General features: G+C 38.1%; 18 protein-coding genes. 9 read left to right on the top strand and 9 right to left on the bottom strand.

The window, feature by feature from the left end; all coding sequences use genetic code 11:
- Nucleotides 1–192: 192 nt before the first annotated feature.
- The 3 genes from GAB14E_RS00735 to GAB14E_RS00745 form a co-directional block, all read right to left on the bottom strand.
- A complete protein-coding gene (locus GAB14E_RS00735; protein ID WP_033084555.1) occupies nucleotides 193–798 on the bottom strand; it encodes a PEP-CTERM sorting domain-containing protein in 606 nt (201 codons plus the stop codon).
- 411 nt (nucleotides 799–1209) lie between these two features.
- Nucleotides 1210–2079 (bottom strand): EamA family transporter, encoded by an 870-nt coding sequence (locus GAB14E_RS00740; protein WP_033084554.1) that lies wholly within the window; start codon nucleotides 2077–2079, stop codon nucleotides 1210–1212.
- A gap of 90 nt (nucleotides 2080–2169) precedes the next feature.
- The gene (locus GAB14E_RS00745) at nucleotides 2170–3129 is read right to left on the bottom strand and encodes a DMT family transporter (protein ID WP_052094141.1); all 960 of its coding nucleotides are present in this window, start codon (nucleotides 3127–3129) and stop codon (nucleotides 2170–2172) included.
- A 326-nt stretch (nucleotides 3130–3455) separates the two neighbouring features.
- On the opposite strand from GAB14E_RS00745, the gene GAB14E_RS00750 reads away from it, so the two are divergent.
- From GAB14E_RS00750 to GAB14E_RS00770, 5 genes are all read left to right on the top strand, one after another.
- A complete protein-coding gene (locus tag GAB14E_RS00750; protein ID WP_033084553.1) occupies nucleotides 3456–4175 on the top strand; it encodes a TetR/AcrR family transcriptional regulator in 720 nt (239 codons plus the stop codon).
- A 123-nt stretch (nucleotides 4176–4298) separates the two neighbouring features.
- Nucleotides 4299–4697 (top strand): DUF6463 family protein, encoded by a 399-nt coding sequence (locus tag GAB14E_RS00755; protein ID WP_033084552.1) that lies wholly within the window; start codon nucleotides 4299–4301, stop codon nucleotides 4695–4697.
- Nucleotides 4698–4699: 2 nt separating this feature from the next.
- A complete protein-coding gene (locus GAB14E_RS00760; RefSeq protein ID WP_033084551.1) occupies nucleotides 4700–6067 on the top strand; it encodes an ABC1 kinase family protein in 1368 nt (455 codons plus the stop codon).
- 9 nt (nucleotides 6068–6076) lie between these two features.
- A complete protein-coding gene (locus tag GAB14E_RS00765) occupies nucleotides 6077–6535 on the top strand; it encodes a hypothetical protein (protein WP_033084550.1) in 459 nt (152 codons plus the stop codon).
- 61 nt (nucleotides 6536–6596) lie between these two features.
- Nucleotides 6597–7028: a hypothetical protein gene (locus GAB14E_RS00770; protein WP_033084549.1), complete on the top strand. Its 432-nt coding sequence runs from the start codon at nucleotides 6597–6599 to the stop codon at nucleotides 7026–7028.
- 161 nt (nucleotides 7029–7189) lie between these two features.
- Here the strand turns inward: GAB14E_RS00770 and GAB14E_RS0123590 are convergent, their stop codons facing one another.
- A complete protein-coding gene (locus GAB14E_RS0123590; protein ID WP_197061259.1) occupies nucleotides 7190–7657 on the bottom strand; it encodes a MarR family winged helix-turn-helix transcriptional regulator in 468 nt (155 codons plus the stop codon).
- A gap of 447 nt (nucleotides 7658–8104) precedes the next feature.
- On the opposite strand from GAB14E_RS0123590, the gene GAB14E_RS00775 reads away from it, so the two are divergent.
- Nucleotides 8105–8698 carry a carboxymuconolactone decarboxylase family protein gene (locus GAB14E_RS00775; protein WP_033084547.1) on the top strand — a complete coding sequence of 198 codons (594 nt, stop codon included), beginning with the start codon at nucleotides 8105–8107 and terminating at the stop codon, nucleotides 8696–8698.
- Between the two features lie 246 nt (nucleotides 8699–8944).
- Nucleotides 8945–10168, top strand: a complete 1224-nt coding sequence (locus tag GAB14E_RS00780; RefSeq protein WP_033084546.1) for an aromatic amino acid transport family protein — start codon at nucleotides 8945–8947, stop codon at nucleotides 10166–10168.
- A gap of 95 nt (nucleotides 10169–10263) precedes the next feature.
- On the opposite strand, the gene GAB14E_RS00785 is transcribed toward GAB14E_RS00780, so the two are convergent.
- Nucleotides 10264–11094, bottom strand: a complete 831-nt coding sequence (locus GAB14E_RS00785) for a phytanoyl-CoA dioxygenase family protein (protein ID WP_033084545.1) — start codon at nucleotides 11092–11094, stop codon at nucleotides 10264–10266.
- Between the two features lie 482 nt (nucleotides 11095–11576).
- Here GAB14E_RS00785 and GAB14E_RS00790 point away from each other — a divergent pair, with 482 nt between their 5' ends.
- Nucleotides 11577–12344 (top strand): substrate-binding periplasmic protein, encoded by a 768-nt coding sequence (locus GAB14E_RS00790; protein ID WP_197061258.1) that lies wholly within the window; start codon nucleotides 11577–11579, stop codon nucleotides 12342–12344.
- A 128-nt stretch (nucleotides 12345–12472) separates the two neighbouring features.
- Here GAB14E_RS00790 and GAB14E_RS00795 read toward each other — a convergent pair whose 3' ends face one another.
- The 4 genes from GAB14E_RS00795 to GAB14E_RS00810 all read right to left on the bottom strand — a co-directional run bounded on the left by GAB14E_RS00795 (nucleotide 12473) and on the right by GAB14E_RS00810 (nucleotide 17657).
- The gene (locus GAB14E_RS00795) at nucleotides 12473–13564 is read right to left on the bottom strand and encodes an aldose epimerase family protein (RefSeq protein WP_081967927.1); all 1092 of its coding nucleotides are present in this window, start codon (nucleotides 13562–13564) and stop codon (nucleotides 12473–12475) included.
- A 191-nt stretch (nucleotides 13565–13755) separates the two neighbouring features.
- Nucleotides 13756–15330 (bottom strand): sodium/sugar symporter, encoded by a 1575-nt coding sequence (locus tag GAB14E_RS00800; RefSeq protein ID WP_033084543.1) that lies wholly within the window; start codon nucleotides 15328–15330, stop codon nucleotides 13756–13758.
- 96 nt (nucleotides 15331–15426) lie between these two features.
- Nucleotides 15427–16614 carry a galactokinase gene (gene galK, locus GAB14E_RS00805; protein WP_052094140.1) on the bottom strand — a complete coding sequence of 396 codons (1188 nt, stop codon included), beginning with the start codon at nucleotides 16612–16614 and terminating at the stop codon, nucleotides 15427–15429.
- Nucleotides 16614–17657 carry a UDP-glucose--hexose-1-phosphate uridylyltransferase gene (locus GAB14E_RS00810; protein ID WP_033084542.1) on the bottom strand — a complete coding sequence of 348 codons (1044 nt, stop codon included), beginning with the start codon at nucleotides 17655–17657 and terminating at the stop codon, nucleotides 16614–16616. The genes galK and GAB14E_RS00810 overlap by 1 nt, the downstream gene beginning before the upstream one ends.
- A gap of 430 nt (nucleotides 17658–18087) precedes the next feature.
- Between GAB14E_RS00810 and GAB14E_RS00815 the strand changes: the two genes are divergently transcribed.
- Nucleotides 18088–19095: a LacI family DNA-binding transcriptional regulator gene (locus tag GAB14E_RS00815; protein WP_033084541.1), complete on the top strand. Its 1008-nt coding sequence runs from the start codon at nucleotides 18088–18090 to the stop codon at nucleotides 19093–19095.
- The last annotated feature ends 401 nt before the right edge of the window (nucleotides 19096–19496 follow it).

Below are 19496 nucleotides of genomic sequence, written 5' to 3'. Positions count from 1 at the left end.
TAACGTCGCCACCATAACGGTAGTAAATTGTTTAACCTGTACCGAGCACTTACTGCGCTTTATAGAAACCTCTAAAAGGAGAGATAGCCTCTAAATAAAGTATTCTTATAGCGTAACTACGGTCATAAGGGACCTCGAATCTCACAAATAAAAAAGCCCTCACATGAAGGGCTTATTCATTAGGAGTGCTATTTAGGATTTTTTGCGTCTTGACCAGCTAAGGCCGGCAAGGCTCAAGCCTAATAGCGCGAGGGTTGCGGGCGCGGGAACTGGTGAAGAAGCATCAATACGAAATCCGACATTCAAAGAACCAGTGGCATTCAGCCCACTACCATTAGGGTGATTGACCGCATAAGCACTTAGCGGATTAGGAACCGGAGAAGGCATGGCTCCAGACATAGTCTGGCCACCTCGTACTTCGACCCCAATCCAGTATGTACCTGCGGATAAAAGCCAATTCAATCCTGAAGCCCCCTCCCAAGCAGCATCATCTCCATTGACCGAAGAAAAGGCAATTGAATAAAGTTCGGCGCTTGGGATTACTCCACCATCTGCAAAAATGCCAATTGTCGCAGATTCACCAATGCCGGTTAGGCTGATCCAGCCTTCGACACTATTAACAATCCAGTCCTGTGTCGTAATGAACTCTCCGTAGAGGAATTGTTCCGAATATAATGTATAACCACCTGCAGATCCCCCAGGACCAGGGCCAGTGTTTACAATTAGTGTTGCGTTTGCCGCTGCCACCCATCCAGTAAGCGCCAATATCGCCACAAAACTTTTTATCATCTTAAGCATAAGAATATCCTTCCAGTTTTAGACCAATTCACTACACAAATTCATGCATATCCCACGCCAGCCAAGTAAACATGCTACCTACAGCGATTATCGCCTGGTACATAATTGTTTTTTGTAAAGAAACCTGACACTTGCCAGATTAAAGTACAACCAGCATAGGCTGCTGTGAAAGCCGGAATAGAGATTGTACAGTTGCCCCCTTTTTTGGCTGGGAACAAATGTCCCTTCGTAGGTAAAATGAAAGAATAATTTGAAGGAATCAGTGGGGTCAGGGTAAAGGAGTGAACTAGGGCATCTAACTTAAAACACAAAACTAGCGCTAATGAGTGAATATCGCCAAGCATGCTTTGTGAAGCCAATTTAAGTTAAAACCTTGTACTTTATTTGACTTCAGTTATTTATTCACTGGATTTAACCGAGCTTTCTACGCTTCTCTAACCATTGGTTCAGTAATAACGACAGTACAATGAGTGAGCCACCAAAGACTAATCGAGGGATATCTGCATCACGATTCCAAATCACTAAATTAACGATAATGCCAGCAGGGATCAGCAAGTTATTCATAATAGCCAGTGCACCAACATTAACCAACGTAGCGCCTTTATTCCAAGCAAAAAAACCAACACCTGAGGCGATAATGCCTAAATACACTAATACGCCCCACTGCAGCTCAGTTGTCGGTAGTTTATTGGCATCACCAAAAATTACATAACAAATGGCTGCCACACAAAATGCACCAATGAAAAACCAGGCAAATATTGCTTTTTGATTGATAGACTGCTCTAGCTGTTGGGCAGCCATTAACCGTTTATAGCAAACCTGCCCTGTGGCAAAACATAAATTAGCCGATTGCACTAAGACCAAGCCAACAATAAAGTTAGCATCTACTGCGTTAAAACGAATAGCAATAGCACCCGAGGTTGCCAGTAATGCGGTGAACATAAAATTGAGGTGAAACTTTCTCTCAAAAGCATCATTTAATAAGGTGATATAAATAGGAGTCATCACCGTAAATAAAAGCACTTCAGGCACAGACAAATACAAAAATGACTGATAATAAAAGACGTACATTAAGCCTAGCTGAATAGCACCTATGCCCATTAGTTTAATAGCGATTTGCCAGCTAATTTCATTTAATCGTAAAAAAGGTAAAAAGACTAACATAGCCAAACCAATACGCATAAATACCGAGAACCAAGCATCAACCTGCCCAGCTAAATACACACCAATTAAACTAAATGAAAAAGCCCACAATAGGGTAACCGAAATAAGATATGACACTAAAACCTAACCACATAATTTTTTATCATTATAAACACTAATTAATTAGCAACTATAACCAAATGTAATAGTTGCTAATTGCTAGAAACTTTATTTATCGAGAGGTGCCGCCATTTGATCTAATGGCTGTATTTTAATTTTTCTTCTACCGCCAAGTTCGGAGTAAAGCATACCGGCAATGATTAACCCTGCGCCAAACCAGCCGTTCACACCAAGATGTTCACCTAATATAAAGAATGCTGCAATATGAGCAAAAATAGGCTCTAATGCAAAAACGAGGGCAACTTTGTGTGGTTCAAGTAAACGTTGGCTAGAGGTTTGTGCCCAATAGGCAAACGCGCTCGCTAAAATACTTGAGTAAAGTATTGCCGCCCAAACATCAGTATTTGATAGTTGTTCAATAAACGGCGGATAGCTTTCATTAATATTGGCCAATGCTTCATAACTTGCAGCTATAATACTGTATAAAGCAACGCCTGCCAGTTGAATAATACTTAGCGACATAATGGCAAATCGTCCACCATATTTTGCCATTAACGTAATGTGAGCGGCATAACAAACTGCGCTGATAGCTACTAGCACATCACCTTGGTTCAATTCCATTTTATCGCCCATGGTCAAAAAGTATAACCCGATGGTAGCGGCGACAACACTCATCCACACTTCTATACCTACTTTTGTTTTAAAGAGTATAAAACCGATAATAGGCACTAAAGGAACACATAAACCAGTTATAAAGCCGGTATTAGACACACTGGTGTAAATCATGCCCTGGGTTTGAAGAGCAAAGCCTAAAAACAATAAAAAACCTAAACCAAAACCGACTTTAAGTAGTTCTGCTACGGTGTAATCACATTCATCTTTTTCTGGTTTTTTTTGTAAAAAATACAAAGGTAATAATGCTAATGCCGCAATACCAAAACGAAAAGCGTTAAAAGTATTAACCGGCATAATATCAATGGCGCCATCAACCACAACAAAGCCGACTCCCCAAATAAGATTGACTAACACTAAAGCCCATAATGCGGAATTAGGCGTGCGAATTGTCATTGATTTGCCTTTTTATTATTAATTTTTCCGCATTATAGCGTTACTTATTATTAACACATATCTTTTATGTCGAATTAGGGGCTTAAAAAATTAATGTGACGCCTTTATGTTATTTATTAAAATAGGCTAACAGCTAAAACCGCTAGACTTCAACGCAACACATTCAAATAGATACCAAAAACTCACAACTGTACGAGACAAAATTCAGTAAAAATAAAGTAAAACACGGTAAAGCGAATAAAATACAATCAACGCTTGGAATTATTAAGAATACGATCTATCATATAACAACTAAATAAACGCACTTAAACGATAGGGTGTATCTTATGGCAAGGTTATCTAAGCAACAACAAGCTGAGATCAGATTAAAAATAATTAACACAGCCGTTGAGCTATTCAGTGAAAATGGTTTTGAAGCCACCAGCATGAAACAAATAGCCCGAGAAGCTGGCATTGGTGATGCGACAATTTACAAATATTTCGCCAATAAAGACAAACTGATTTACGGATATTACGGCTTAATGGCTACAGAAACAGCGCAGCAATTTTTAGCTGAAGACGACTTATCTGAATACTCTTTACAAGAAAAATTGCAGTTGCTCATTGATATCTATTTGAATAACTTCTTACCCAACCGAGAGTTTGTTTGCGACAGCATCAATATGATAATGCAGTCACCCAGTATTTTATTTAAAGACGTTGCCCCAGTTAGGGAAGAGTTTGTCGACCTTATCCGAAACTTACTTAACGACGCTGAGCAAACAGGCGAAATTGCCCAATCTCCGTTTACCGATGCCACAGCAAAACTCGCTAATGACTACTTATTAGCCGTACTCTTGTATTGGGTTAACGATGACTCTGAAGAATTCAGCAATACCACACAAATGGTCGATATGTCGCTAGACCTTGGCGTAGAAATATTGAGAAGCGGTATTGTCTCTAAAGCAACTGAGCTAGTCAGCTTTTTTGTAAAAGCACATTTATTCCGCTTTATGGGTAGTGGCTTTTTAAACAAATTAGTAATGAAGAAATCATTTGGGTTGTAAGGCACTAATTAGGTTTTACTTATTTCATTCAACCTAATACCTAGTTAACAAATCTACTTGATAGTATTTATTTAAATTATTGAATAAAAAAATAGAATTAACAATATTATAAAGGAATGTATTATGAAAAATTGGCAAGGTAATTGGATTATTGCAGTATCAGCATGTCACACCTTATTTGCAGTTATTATGTTCGCAGCTGAATATAGCTCTCTGTATGATAATGGTATTATTAATAGCCTAACGACTGATCGCTCAGCCGCAGCAGTATGGTTTTTCTTATTTGGGCAAGCACTCTTCATTACAGGGTTATTAATAAAACACTTTGATTCTGTAAATAACAGCCGAGTACCACTTTCAGTGACACTTAACCTTTTACTATTAACCGTAATTGGTATTACCATCATGCCAGATTCCGGTTTTTGGCTTATGTTTCCGCCATTAATAAGTTTGTTAATGCAACACAGAAATAAACAGAGCCAAAACAAAGATAAAAACAAAAACCAAACAGCAGCGGTGTAGTTATGCCTACCTCAAAAAAGGTCCCCACCTCAACGTTATCACGTAGTGTAATTACTGGCGCAGCAGTCACAAAAATAGGCTTAAAACATGCGGGCTATAAAGTGCGAAAAGCCTTTTCAGCGAAAAATGCTAACGATACAAACGCTCAAACAAAAAATACTGAGCAATCTCAGCAACAACACGAAGAGCAAATAGGCGAGTTAGTTTTTACCGTATTAAGTCAGCTTAGAGGCACAGCAATTAAGTTGTCTCAACTATTAAGCATGGAAACCGACATTCTACCTGAAACCATTCGCAATAAATTAAAGTCGGCTTGCCATGAAGTGCCCCCGATTAACCGAGCGCTGGTCAGAAAGCAAATGGTGCAAGAGCTAGGCAACACGCCAAAACAGCTATTTAAGGAGTTTGATAGCGAAGCTTTTTCTGCAGCAAGCATAGGTCAAGTTCACCAAGCTTTATCGTTTAACAATGAAAAACTCGCGGTAAAGGTTCAGTATCCCGGCATAGGAGCAACCATTGACAGCGATCTAAAAATGTTAGAAAAATTGTTTTGGCTATTAGCTAAAACCACCAAAAACATGCCAAAAAAACAAGTATTCACCCTAGTATTAGCTGAAATAAAAAACAGATTATCTGAAGAGATAAACTATAAAAATGAAGCCCGTAATCTGAACTGGTTTGGGCAAGAAATGAAGCTAAACGGCATTGTTATTCCCAAGGTTAATCAGCAGTTATCAACGACTAGAATATTATCAATGGAGATGTTAAACGGCCAACACCTAGATAAATGGCTAGACAACAAACCAAATCAGCTACAAAGAAATGCGCTAGGACAAAAGCTATTCGATTTTTTTTGGTATAGCGCCTTAACACTGAAAAAAATACACGCTGACCCTCACCCAGGTAACTTCTTAGTATTAGGCGATGAGCAGCTCGGCGTTTTAGACTTTGGTTGTGTGCGTAGCTTGAGTGATGACTTTGTTGATAGCTTCACCGCTATGATGCCAAAAATTGTTGATAGCTATATTTTCAACAAAAATAAAAAAGCACTGTTTACCAGTTACCAAGCACTTAAGTTTATTGACCACAGTGTAGATTTTAATACTTTTGAATCAAAAATATTCCCTGATTTACAGTATTATGGACAGTGGCTAGGTCAAGCTTATGTAAGTAAAACATTCGACTTTACCACTAAAACTCCTTGCCCAGGAAAGCCTGACAATGTCAGTGGCGACGCGGTAAAATTTTTATCGGGCATGTATAGCGAGCAACCCTGTTTTGACCGTGCTCACTTAGGGTTAATGAACTTGTTAACGCAAATTGGCGCCAATATTGTTACTGACTATTCAAAATTTATTACGGCTAAATAAGGAAATATTATGAATACACTAAAAGTCGAATCAAAAATTCAAAACATATTAACTGTCTACCTGTTTAAAATATTAGCCTTATTTACGTCCTTATTATGCTTTTATATATTTTATTTATTATTCAAAACCCCTGAGAATTTTTTATCCGACGTAGGAGTTACAGGAAGCGAAGCCGCTTATTTTGTTGCTCGTCGTGCTGCAATGCTAATGTTAGGCGTAAGTGTATTAATGTTTTTCTCCCGAAATCTACAAAATGGTCAAGCCCGACAAGCGATTGCACTTAGCTTAGTGGTAACCATGTCAAGTTTAGCTCTATTAGGAAGTTATGAATTTTCACGAGGGTTTGTAAATGAAGGTATTATTGGCGCTATTATTATCGAATCAATGTTAGCGATGGCATTCTTCACCATTTGGTTCGTAAATCGGCGGGAAACTCAAGTAGGCAATGGACAAGCCATTGATACTTAATCAATAAAGACCAATAAAATTTCATTATTGCTCATATGAGCCAATTAAAGAGAACTGTCCAATGAATATCTATTTAATTATTTCCGGTACATTAAGTGCCCTCGCCTCTTTGTTGCACGTGGGTTGCATAGTTTTTGGCGCCTCTTGGTATCGTTTTTTTGGCGCTGGTGAGCACATGGCAAAGCTTGCCGAACAAGGCAGTTTACAACCAACAATCATCACCTCCGGTATCGTGCTTGTTTTGGCTATTTGGTCGCTTTATGCTTTTTCTGCCGCAGGATTAATAATAAAACTGCCCTTAATGCGCTTAGCACTTATAGCTATTACTGCCGTTTATTTATTGCGCGGTATCGGTGGTATATTCGTAGCAGCTAGCTCTGAAGTGGCGCCACTAGGTAACAGCACTGCATTCTGGTTTTGGAGTTCAGCTATTTGCCTAACGTTTGGTCTTGTGCACCTTGTGGGTGTAAAGCAGCAATGGGCTAATTTGTAGAGACAAATGAATGGGAGCAAACAAGTCTCTATAAACAACTTGTCACGCAAATAGGTTATTTGCTGCGGTACGGCAATGGAATTTACGGTCAAAAAGTACGGCTAATATTAAATACGGCCTAACTATATTAATTTATTACCGTTACTTTATTTACCCTTGCTTTATTTGCCAGTACTTTTTTTATACCAACGAATCAGTTCTTTTTGATCTGCAGGCGGCTCTGCTCCATCAGCTATTTTGCTCATGGCTTGCTCTGCTAGTATTTTTTCTGCTTTTTCTTCAATTTTTTCAAGCATACGGTAAAAAAGCGCACTCTCTTCCTTATCAAGCACACTTTCAAGCTCGTCTGCTCTTTCATTCATTGTTTGAGTGACTTGATGATATAACTTAATGCCTTGCTCGTTTAGCACTAAGTATTTTATATTTCGGCTGTGTTCGTCAGGCTGTATATCAATCAAATTCTTCTTTTGCAGTGCTTTTACTGCTCGACTAACATTGTAAGAATCAATACGTGATTGATAAGCAATATCTGCTGCTTTAATTGGCATGTATGAGCCAATATTTAATAACACTCGCATTTCTCTAGGCTCTAAATCACAAAGCTCTCGAATTTTCCAATCACGGTTCAACGCTAATAAATTACTGACAACCGCAATACGAAAAGGTAAGTGATTATTTAAATCAAGCTGGGGCGTTATTTTATTAGACAGCTTAAAAGCTTTATTACGTGCTGAGGGACTAATAATATTTCCTAAAGTTATTGTTTACTTAAGATTATTTAATCATAAAAATTGTAGCCTCGCTATAGGCTTAAACAACTTAGTCACTAAACACCTTATACCCGTCTAACATCGGCTCTGGATAAGCAGCTCCTACTCAATTCCCCTCTTTATCCAAAACTCAGGTTATCTAATGAGTGTATAGCGATTCAATAACATCACGTTGTTACTCTGTTGTTGATTAACTTATTAGCATTAACCCAGTAGATAATTTAAACAACAACATTAGATGTTGCATATGCATCATCTATTATATATATTGAAAATAGAATAATAATCAACCAGCAGGATCACCCTATGCCCTTAGTAAAACCGTTAGCAACAGATGAAAATGAAGAAGTAGCAGAACTCGCCAAGTTTTTTAATGAAACATTAGGTTTTTGCCCAAACAGTGTCTTAACCATGCAACGCCGACCCGCAATTGCCAAAGCATTTATTAATTTGAACATGGCGGTGATGGCTAATGACGGCACTGTAACGGCAGAGCAAAAGCGTCTTATAGGCTACATTACTAGCGCACATACTGGCTGTAGATATTGTGAAGCTCATACCATTTTAGCGGCTGAACGCTATGGCGGCACCGATGAGCGCTTAGACAATATTTGGACGTTTAGAGAAAGTTCTTTATACACTGAGGCTGAAAAAGCGGCCTTTGAATTTGCGCTTGCCGCGTCAAGTATTCCTAATGCCGTTGATGATGTAATTAGTGCTAATTTGCATGAATATTGGGATGAAGGTGAAATAGTTGAAATATTAGGGGTAATTTCTTTATTTGGTTACCTAAATCGCTGGAATGACTCAATGGGCACAACGATGGAGACTGGTGCAGTTGACGCCGGCGAGCGACTATTGGAAAAAAACACAACGTGGACACGCGGTAAACACGTATAAGTTGGCGACTTAATTGCTCACTTAACTACTCACTTAATAGGTAAGTTAATTAATAACAGAACAACAAAATATTGAGTCGTTTTATAGGTAAATCTTTGCCTATAAAACGACTCAAATAAGCCTATCAAATAGATCACTGTAAATTAACCTCTACAAACCTTTTCAGTTATTTATCGAAAATAATTCCAATTGTCTCTCGTTCATTTTATGTTAGCTTCATAAATTTATGTATAGAGATACATCACCGTGATAATAAATAAAACAATCGGTAGCATGTTAATCATTGCTGGCACAACTATTGGTGCAGGAATGCTAGCATTACCTATCGCCTCTTCTGGCTTAGGATTTTTAACAGCCATGGTCATATTATTCTTTGCTTGGTGCTTAATGACTTATACCGCCCTGCTTACGTTAGAGCTGCATCAACACGCTCCACCTAACGCCACATTAAACACATTGGCCAAAAATATACTCGGTAAAAAAGGTCAGTTCATCGCTAATTTTTCTATGATTTTTCTTTTTTATTCCCTTTGCGCCGCCTATATCGCCGGTGGTGGTGGTCAATTACAGTTAATGCTTTCTAACTGGAGTGCTGGAGAAGTTCCTCCACAAACTGGCGCCATTGCTTTTGCATTATTATTTGGCTCTATTATTACGTTAGGCGCAAGTACCGTTGATAAAATTAATCGGGTTTTGTTCATTATAAAAGTCATGGTATTAACGAGTATCTTTTTTATATTAACGCCTCATATTCAAGGCGAATATTTACTTAATATGCCAATGCAACAAGGCTTAATAATCTCAGCTATTCCGGTGATAGTAACGTCTTTTGGCTTCCACGGCTCTATTCCTTCTATTGTGAAATATATGGGTTTTAACATTCAATCACTACGTAAAGTGATGATTATTGGCGCGTCTATGCCATTAGTAATCTATTTATTTTGGCAAATTGTTAGCCAAGGTGTTATCAGTCAACAAAACCTGTATGACAGCCAAGGGCTCGATGGATTTATCGCCAGCTTATCGTCTTTACTGCAAAGCTCAGCCATCGCTAACACCTTAACCATTTTTGCTAACTTAGCACTGGCGACTTCTTTTTTGGGTGTTAGTTTAGGTTTATTCGACTTTTTCAGTGACGTACTAAATAAAGGCGACTCTAACAAAGACAGATTTATTACCGCATTAGTTACTTTTACCCCCCCCTTGGGTTTCGCGTTATTTTACCCGCAAGGTTTTATCATGGCGTTGGGATATGCAGCTATCGCACTGGTAATTTTGGCGATATTCTTACCTGTTTTAATGGTGTGGAAGCAACGAAGAAAAACACTCGATACCGCGATCCAGTCTGGCGTTAATATGTATCAAGTGAGGGGAGGAAAAGTAGCATTAACCACGGCGGCGGTATTAGGTGTGTTTATTATTAGCGCACAATTTATGCAAATGCTTGGTATGGTGCCGGTAATACACTAATAGTATTTATAAAGTAGCGTTACTGAAGGTATACAATACAGGGGATGACACCCTCGAGTCTCATCCATAGGATCGTAACCTATTAATTTTAGGTGTTACCCTTCAGTCTGTGAAATTAACTCAAGGGTATTGGCAAATAACCTTGAGTTGTCAATTTGCTCTAACATGGCGCTATCAGGTAAACAATCGGGATCTACATAATCAACAAAATCACCCGCTGAATCAAACACTAATATATCAAGTGCTAATCGGTCCATACCGTATAAGCCTCGGTGGATCATATCCGCAGAAAAAACTAACAAATCGCCAGCGGCTAATTCAATTTTTTTACCTGTAGAAAGGGCTTCGTTACTCAATCTACCCTTTTCTTCTTGGCGAACATTAAATTCTTCTTCACTATCCCAACGTTTATGTGTACCTGGTACTAGCTCCATGCCAAGTTCATCAAATAAAGGAACGCGTAGGTGCACTACTTGTGTCTCGTGAATAACGACTTTTTGCACGTCTATGTCGTGATCATACTGACAATCTCGGTGCCAAAAGTCTTTAAGCTCTGGATTAATAGGATTAAAAAACAATTGGGTATTCATAAAAGCTGGATTATTTTTTATGACGGCATCAACAATAACCATCATTTTGTTACAGCTGATAAAGTTAAAAAGCTTTATTCTGTCGTCGGGTTCTAAGTATTCACTACCGGTAATTAAGGACGAATTGAACGCGACTTCTTTATAGAATTCGGCGTTATCTTTTTTCCATAACTGGTGAAACTTTAAAACAACTTCTCTGAGTGATTCTATTTCAGCGGCACTAAAATAATTTCTAATAACAAAGTAACCTTGCTCTTGGTAAGCATTATTTAACTGGCTTGGGTCTAGTTGGTTTGGATTTAACTGGCTGCTATTGGGTTGCTTGTTATCTACCATTTACTCTTTTTACCTTAACTTTAACTTAAATTGTATTTGTCTTATCAGAACAACAATTACTCACTATTAATATAATAAGCATGAGCCTATTTATGTCAGTAATTGTTGCTAGTAATTAAATACCTGTAACTAATGAAAGCCAAAGCAAAATTACCATTAACTGTAATAATACCATTTCAATGGCTAATAGCGGTAATTACTCTACATTCTTCCCTGTGTATTGGCGGCATGCCAACAGTATCAGCTAATCATAAAGCTGTCCCTCTCAGATAAAAAAGATGTAAAAGCCTGACCTTGGTTAAAGCTAGTATGTTTTGAGTTTTAGCACAAAAAAATTCTACTAGCGTTACTTATAAATCAATGGTTCAAGTTAAACGTTGTTTTTATACTTCAATTTTTCTAGTACATTTTGGCCTACACGCGATGATTTCATGAGTGTTTTCTGCAAAGTTTAGAACTATACTTTTAAAATGAAAATTAAAATGAAAATATTAATTTATTGCACTTTACTGACTTTACTAACGCCAACAGTATTGGCGGATAATAAGCCATTTTATTTGGCTGACGATCAAGATTTTGCGCCTTATGTCTATATAGACAGTGAAGGTAGAAAGGCTGGTATAGTTTATGATTTGCTGGTCAGTATATTTTCTAAAATGGAGCAAGATCTTAAATATGAACTATTTCCATGGCGAAGAGCACAAAAAATAGTATCTAGCGGCCTTGCTGATGCATTGGTAACAATTCCAACGCCTAACAGGTTAGTTTTTTTGGTTGCCAGTGAGCCTATAATCAGGCTCGATTTTACCGTTCATTACAATAATGACAATCCCAAACGAGAACAAATACTAGCAATTAACAACATTAAGCAATTGCAGCCTTTCCAAATGATAGACTATCAAGGAGATGGCTGGGCAGAAGAAAATCTTAAACAGTTTAAGGTGATATGGGCACCAAATTACACCAGTGCTGTTGGTATGTTAGCGCTAAACAGAGGGGATATATTTTTAGATGATAACCTCTCAATCAAAGCACATGTAAAAAAACAGATACAAATAACACCTAAGTTGGAACAACATTTATTAAATATTAAGCACGGAGATAATGTTCTATATACTGTGCCGTTATGCCTTTTAATCCGTAAGGATTCAGAATATATAGGGCTATTAGAGCAATTTAATAAAACATTACACTCAATAAAAGCGAGTGGCGAATATCAACAAATAATCGATAAGTATGTTTTATATTAGCGAGTAATCCCCTGCGACTCGACAGAGTTAATTAGCAAATCCTTCATAAATCCACACCTAAAAATAATACCTAAAAACAACACCACGAAAAACGTATTTCATAACATGCATGGCTATATCAGCATTGGTTAATTTATTGATTCAAATTGATAAATTATTTTTCGTTGATATTGCTGGTTTGGCTGCAATATATTACTGGGGAAATGTTCATTGTTTTCAGCATCGGTATAATTTTGTGCTTCTAAACACAAACCTTGGTATGCGCTAAATTGGCCACTTAAGTAGAAGCCAGTGTAAAGCTGTATTGCTGGTTGATCGGTATATACAGATAAGCTGATTTGATTTTTTAGTGACGTAAGTACTGCTTTAGGCTGATTGAACGGCGTATTGTCTAAAACAAAACAATGGTCGTAGCCATTTTTATTTTTAAGGGATTCATTGACACTATTTTGTTGCCGAAAGCCGATAGCCGCAGGCTCTCTAAAATTATAATCACTTTTTGCTACCGAGAGAATATTGCCCGTAGGTATATTGGCGGCGTCGGTTTCAAGCAATGTTGAAGACATTAGTTGTAAATATAATGATTGGCAGTCTTTTTCACCCAAATTAAAGTATGCGTGATTGGTTAAGTTAATTGGCGTGGCTAAATCGGTATTGGCCGAGTATTGTATGCTTAGTTTATTATCCTCACTTAATTGATATGTAATAGATAAATTGAGTTCCCCAGGAAAGCCTTGATCGCCATTAGGGGAAACCAGCAATAAAGTAACAGAGCTATTAGTAAGTGTCTGCTTACATACTTGCCAATAACGTAAAGAGAAATTATCCGCTCCACCGTGTAAACAATTCATCCCATCATTTAAGGGTAACTGGTAGTGACGGCCTTCAATTTTAAACTTGCCGCCAGCAATACGATTACATACCCGGCCACATGTTGCGCCTAAATAAAATTCATCCGTTAAGTAATCGGTTGGAGATGCATAACCTAGCGCCATTTCTGTCGGTTGGCCATGCACCGGAAACTTAACTGACTTAATGCGCGCACCAAAGTTAATTATTTCAACAGACATATCACTGTTATTAGTTAATACAATTGTTTCCATTTTGCTTACTAATGCAGACGGTATTTCTAAAGACAACTCTGACGGTAATCCTGATGGCAATTCGGATACCAATTCTATTGCTAATTCTGCTTCTTGTTCTGTTGCCAAATTTATCATTAGACTAAAAATCCATTTAGATTGTTCAACTGCCAGCACAAGGTATCAGTTATTACCTGCTGAAACGGTCCATCAATAGCAAAAGCTGAGCCGCTATTATCGGAGCTATACTTTCATTTTTAAAAATAAAAGGGCCAATAAATTGGCCACTATTAATTATATTTTTTACTACTTTGTGCCATATAAGCTAGTTACCACCAAGTGGCATATAAAGCTGTAAGAATGAGTACTACGCCAACTGCTGCAACATTAAATGACTTAGTTGTTGCAAAGCTCACTTGCTCTAGGCTCACACTGCTATCGGTGGTATTTGCTTTACCTGCAATAGATACGAAATAACAAAGCGCTAAACACAATAAAAATACTAAACCAACACGGTCCATAAATGGCAATTCAGGCCAAGCAAATTTAAGCACTAACGAAAATACCGCTGAGCCTAACGCTGCCGATAGCGCACCCATTGATGTGGCGCGTTTCCAAAACATGCCCATAACAAAGATCACCACAATACCAGGGGTAAAGAAGCCAGTGAACTCTTGAATATACTGGAACGCTTGGTCAAATTTACCCAATAATGGCTGGGCAACAATAAGAGCTATACATAGAGAAACTAACGCCGCAATACGACCAATATGAACATAATGGCGTTGGCTCTCATTCGGCTTAAAGTGACTATAAATATCCATAGTAAAGATGGTAGAGATACTGTTAGTCATTGAAGCAAGTGAAGAGACAATCGCTGCGACTAAGGCGGCAAATACTAAACCTTTAATACCAACAGGCATTAATGCCATCATTGACGGATAAGCTTGGTCTGGCGTAGTTAATGTCGGATAAAGTACAACCGCGGCAATGCCTGGCAATACCACAATAAGTGGCATTAATAATTTCAAGTAGGCTGCAAAAGCGATACCTTTTTGTGCTTCTTTAAGATCTTTAGCAGCTAATGCGCGCTGAATAATATATTGGTTAAAACCCCAGTAACTAAAATTCATTACCCACATACCGCCAATTAGTACTGAAATACCTGGTAGGCTCATATAATGGTCATTATCGGTACTTAAGATCATGTCAAAATGCCCAGGCATTTGCTCAGTAAGAATACCAAAGCCAGCTAAAACGCCTTGTCCATCAGCAACGGCATCTAAGGCTAAGTAGCTTAATAACAAACCACCAAACACTAATAACACAACTTGTAATATGTCGGTAAAAGCTACCGCTTTTAAGCCTCCATATAATGAGTAAGCAACGGAGAATACGGCTAAAAATATCATGCCAAACATCCAGTCAACACCGGCTACGGTTTCAATAGCCATGCCACCTAACCATAACACTGCGGTTAAGTTAACAAAGGTGTAAACCGCTAACCAGAAAATAGCCATAGTTGTTTTAACTTTATTATCAAAGCGTTGTTCAAGGTATTGCGGCATGGTGAATATTTTATTTTCTAAGAAAATAGGCAGCATATATTTACCAACCAACACCAAGGTTATTGCCGCCATCCACTCGTAAGACGCAATGGCTAAACCAATAGCGTAACCTGAGCCTGACATACCAATAATTTGTTCGGCGGAAATATTTGCGGCAATTAAAGAGGCGCCAATTGCCCACCAAGGCAATGACTTACTCGCTAGAAAGTAATCTTCAGTATTTGCGCCTTCTTTTTTCTCATTACGAGAAACCCACAAGGCAAGACAAAGCAGCCCTATGACATAGACAATAAAGATGGTGCTATCTATTGTCCCCAATTTATTGGTAAATTCCATTGTTTGTACACCTTATCGTTATAATTATTATTTTCATCAGTTGTTCACTTTAGCCCGTTGTAGTTGAAGGCTAATATATTAGGTTAGGTTAGCTAATTACCTAAACGCACCTTGTGTCGCTTCACATAAATAAATGTTCGGCTTTAAATTAAATCTCTTTTCATAGTTGTCGTTAACAACACTCTTTACTTGTGCAACTAATGATTTAGGTACCAGGGCAACCACACAACCACCAAAGCCGCCGCCTGTCATTCTAACGCCGCCGTTAACACCTAATACACTATCAATAATGTTAACTAAGCCATCCATTTCCTTGGTGCTGATTTCAAAGTCATCACGTAAAGAAATATGAGAATCTTTCATTAATTGACTAATCGCGGCCATATTATTGTTTTTCAATGCAACTAAACTAGCAAGCACACGAGCATTTTCTGTAATAACATGTTTAGCGCGTTTAAATAACACGGGCTCAATTTGTTCTTTTGCTGCCATTAATTGCGCTAAGGTAACATCACGTAAGGTAGCAACAGCAAAGTACTTAGCAACAGCTTCACATTGCTGACGCCTTAAGTTGTATTCACTATCAACCAAGCCACGTTTTACGTTGGAATTAACAATAAACAACGTTAAATCATCAGGAATAGGTGCGTCTTCAAAAGACAGGTCTTGGCAGTCAAGTAACATGGCATGACCCTGTTGTCCCATGGCTGAGATAAGTTGGTCCATGATGCCACAATTGCAACCAACAAAATTATTCTCTGCTTGTTGACCGATAAGCGCGGCATTAATACCATCTAAATTTAATTTATAAAGTTGAGAAAACGCTTTCAAAAGTACTATTTCAAAACTTGCTGAAGAGCTTAAACCCGCACCTTGTGGAACATTACCAGTAACCACTATGTTTGCGCCTTTAATGTTTGGGTACTTATTCATTAACGCTTGTAATGTACCTTTAACATAATTGCTCCACATCATTTGTTGATCAAAGCAAATATCATCAAGACTGAACTTATTGGTTTGCTGGTCACAATCATGTGCGTACACTTTAACTGTATTGTCTGCTCGTCTTGATACCGCAATGGTGGTGCCATAATTAATCGCTGCGGGCAGAACAAAGCCGTTATTGTAATCGGTGTGATCGCCAATTAAATTGACTCGACCTGGCGCGTGACAAATTACCTCTTCGTTACTCTGAAATTGTTCTTTAAATAACTGCTTAACAAGTTGCTCTTGTGCAAGATCTTTTTGTATCTCAGCTACTTGAGGTTGAAGGTGCTGTGGCATTAACCTTGCTCCTTATAATGAACATCGGATAACTCTCGCAGCCTTTTTGCTGCTTGCTCGGCAGTCAAATCACGCTGCGCTTCAGCCATCATTTCATATCCAACCATAAATTTACGCACGGTGGCCGATCTTAATAGTGGCGGAAAGAAACTGGCGTGTAAGGTCCATTCATCATGTTGTTGCTTGTCAAAAGGTGCGCCGTGCCAACCCATTGAATAAGGGAATGAGCAGTTAAATAAGTTGTCATATTTGATTGTGATTTGTTTAATAATATCTGCGAGTGATAATTTCTTAGTTGCATCCAATTCAGTCATTCTTGATACTTTAAAGCGTGGTACTAGCAAGGTTTCAAACGGCCATGCTGCCCAGTACGGCACCACAACCAACCAATCTTCATTTATCACCACTATGCGCTCTTTGTTTTCAATCTCTCTAGTTACATAATCTTGCAATAAATTACTGCCATATTTTGCTAAATAAGCCTGCTGCGCATTTTGCTTTTTCATTACCAAGGTGGGCAATTGTTGTTGTGCCCATACTTGCCCATGAGGGTGTGGGTTAGAACAGCCCATAACACTGCCTTTATTTTCAAAGACCTGCACGCTGGTATAACGTTGACCCAATTCTTCACATTGACTTTGCCAAGCATTAACAACCTTGTTAATTTCATTAATGGATAACTCAGGTATGGATTTACTATGATCCGGAGAAAAACAGATAACTCTACTCTCGCCCTGCTCTGTTGCCATTTTAAAAAGCGGATCATCACTGGTCACAATAGGTGTGTCATTTTTTATCGCGGCAAAGTCATTGGTGAAAACAAAAGTATTTTTATAGTCATCATTAACTTCACCATTGATGCGAGTGTTGCCGGCACATAAAAAGCATTCTTTGTCATAAGCAGACTTTTCTTGCTCATCAAGTTTTTCTACCTGCCCTTGCCAAGGTCGCTTTGCTCGGTGAGGTGAAACTAATACCCATTCATCAATAAGTGGGTTATATCGTCTATGTGGATGTTCCGTAGGGTCAAATTCGATAGTCATAATCTTTTTAAACAGTGATTTCTTGAACATTAAAAACCAAGGGTAAACGTTTACCCTTTTTTATGCAAGAGTTAACCAAATACCAAGTCCATTACGTTAGTTCCCACTCAGAGCTTACCAGCGGTTTGAGAATAAATAGAATTTTTTTGTATATAGTCATTCTATATAAAAGAAATTCTGCGCGGTTATCGAATCGCTGGAAAGCTCCCAAAGGGCGAGTTTAAAAGGTTTATATGCTACGTTATTGATTTTGAGAAGGGAATAACCATTCTCTGCGATCAGTGCCTTGCCTCTAAAACTTTTAACTCTCGCTGAGTGCGAAGAAACTTATTGGACTTGGTATCACCAGACTGCACCTTGATAGCTAGCCGTTAACTAGTGTATATTTGCTCTGCAATTAACTAAATCCTCAATGTAAACATTTACCCTTATGGCAACAATAAAAGATGTAGCTCGCATCGCTGGCGTTTCAGTAGCATCTGTTTCTCGTGTATTAAACAATGGTCCAAAAGTCAGTAAAAAGACTATTGAAAATGTATTAAAGGTGATGAAAGATTTAAACTACACCCCAAATGCGAATGCCCGCGCACTAGTCACGAAAAAGAGTACAACTTTAGGTGTTGTCATTCCTGATCTAATCGACCCCTTTTTTGCCTCATTAGCTAATGGTGTTGAGCAAGTGGCCCGCCAAAATAACATGCAACTTTTATTAAGTACTGGCTTGGTAAGTGCTGAAACAGAAATACAGGCCATCAATTTATTAATTGAAAGACGATGTGATGTAATGGTGGTACATAGCAAAAAACTAGCTGATGAGACTTTGATTGACCTAGCCAATAAAGTCTCTGGTTTAGTACTTATTGACCGCTATATCGAAGAGATAGCACATCGCTGTGTTTGGCTAGATAATCTGGAAGGCGGAAAAATTGCCGCACGCCATTTGTTAGCTTTAAACCATCAAAAATTTGCCTGCATTTCAAGTAAACATCAAATAGACGATCCCCTGCTTCGGTTACAAGGCTTTCAAAGTGAGCTGCAATCAGCAGGCACTGACATTGAAGCAGAGCTAATTTCTTTTGGTGAGCCTACTCTGCAAGGCGGAGAGATAGCCACGCAGAAACTACTCGCCTCGGGAAAACAATTTTCTGCACTATTTGTTTATAACGATGCCATGGCAATAGGGGCAATTTCGACCCTAGAAGATAATGGTTTTAAAGTGCCATTGGATATTTCAGTACTAGGTTTTGATGATGTTTTACTGTCAAGATATTCAAGACCAAAATTGAGTACCCTAAATTACCCCATTGAAGAAATGGCCATGCAAGCAGCCAAAATAGGGCTTGAGTTAACAGCCAAGCAAGTAGAAACAAAACAAGATAATAACTATAAGCACATTCCTAGGTTGGTGAAACGAGAGTCAACCAGCTTTAACTCGTAATAGTAAGGTTGACAGTAATTAAGCACTGTTAAACCAAGGTTATTAATGTTTATATTTTACCCTATATTTCGTGTAGGTATTTTTATATCTGCTATTTTCTATTCTGACATAAAGACAATCCTCTAATTATTGATTCATGCCAATAAATGATGAGATAAAATTTATACAAATCAAAGTTTAATATAATAGTTAATTAAAAATTAATGCATTACTAATTAAACAAAAAATCACTGTTCTCCTTATGAAAAATAAGCCTTTATGCTATTATTCGGCTAAAATAATACCTGACTCGCTATTAACATTACCCGCAGATGTATCCTTAGCTATTATTAGGGTAATTTATATTTATCATGTTATTGAAAGCAAATAACACGCTAAGCTGCCTAAGCGACAAAACCAAC

The organism is Colwellia psychrerythraea, assembly GCF_000764185.1.
Lineage (GTDB): Bacteria > Pseudomonadota > Gammaproteobacteria > Enterobacterales > Alteromonadaceae > Colwellia > Colwellia psychrerythraea_B.
This window is presented reverse-complemented; position numbering and strand designations above follow the sequence as displayed.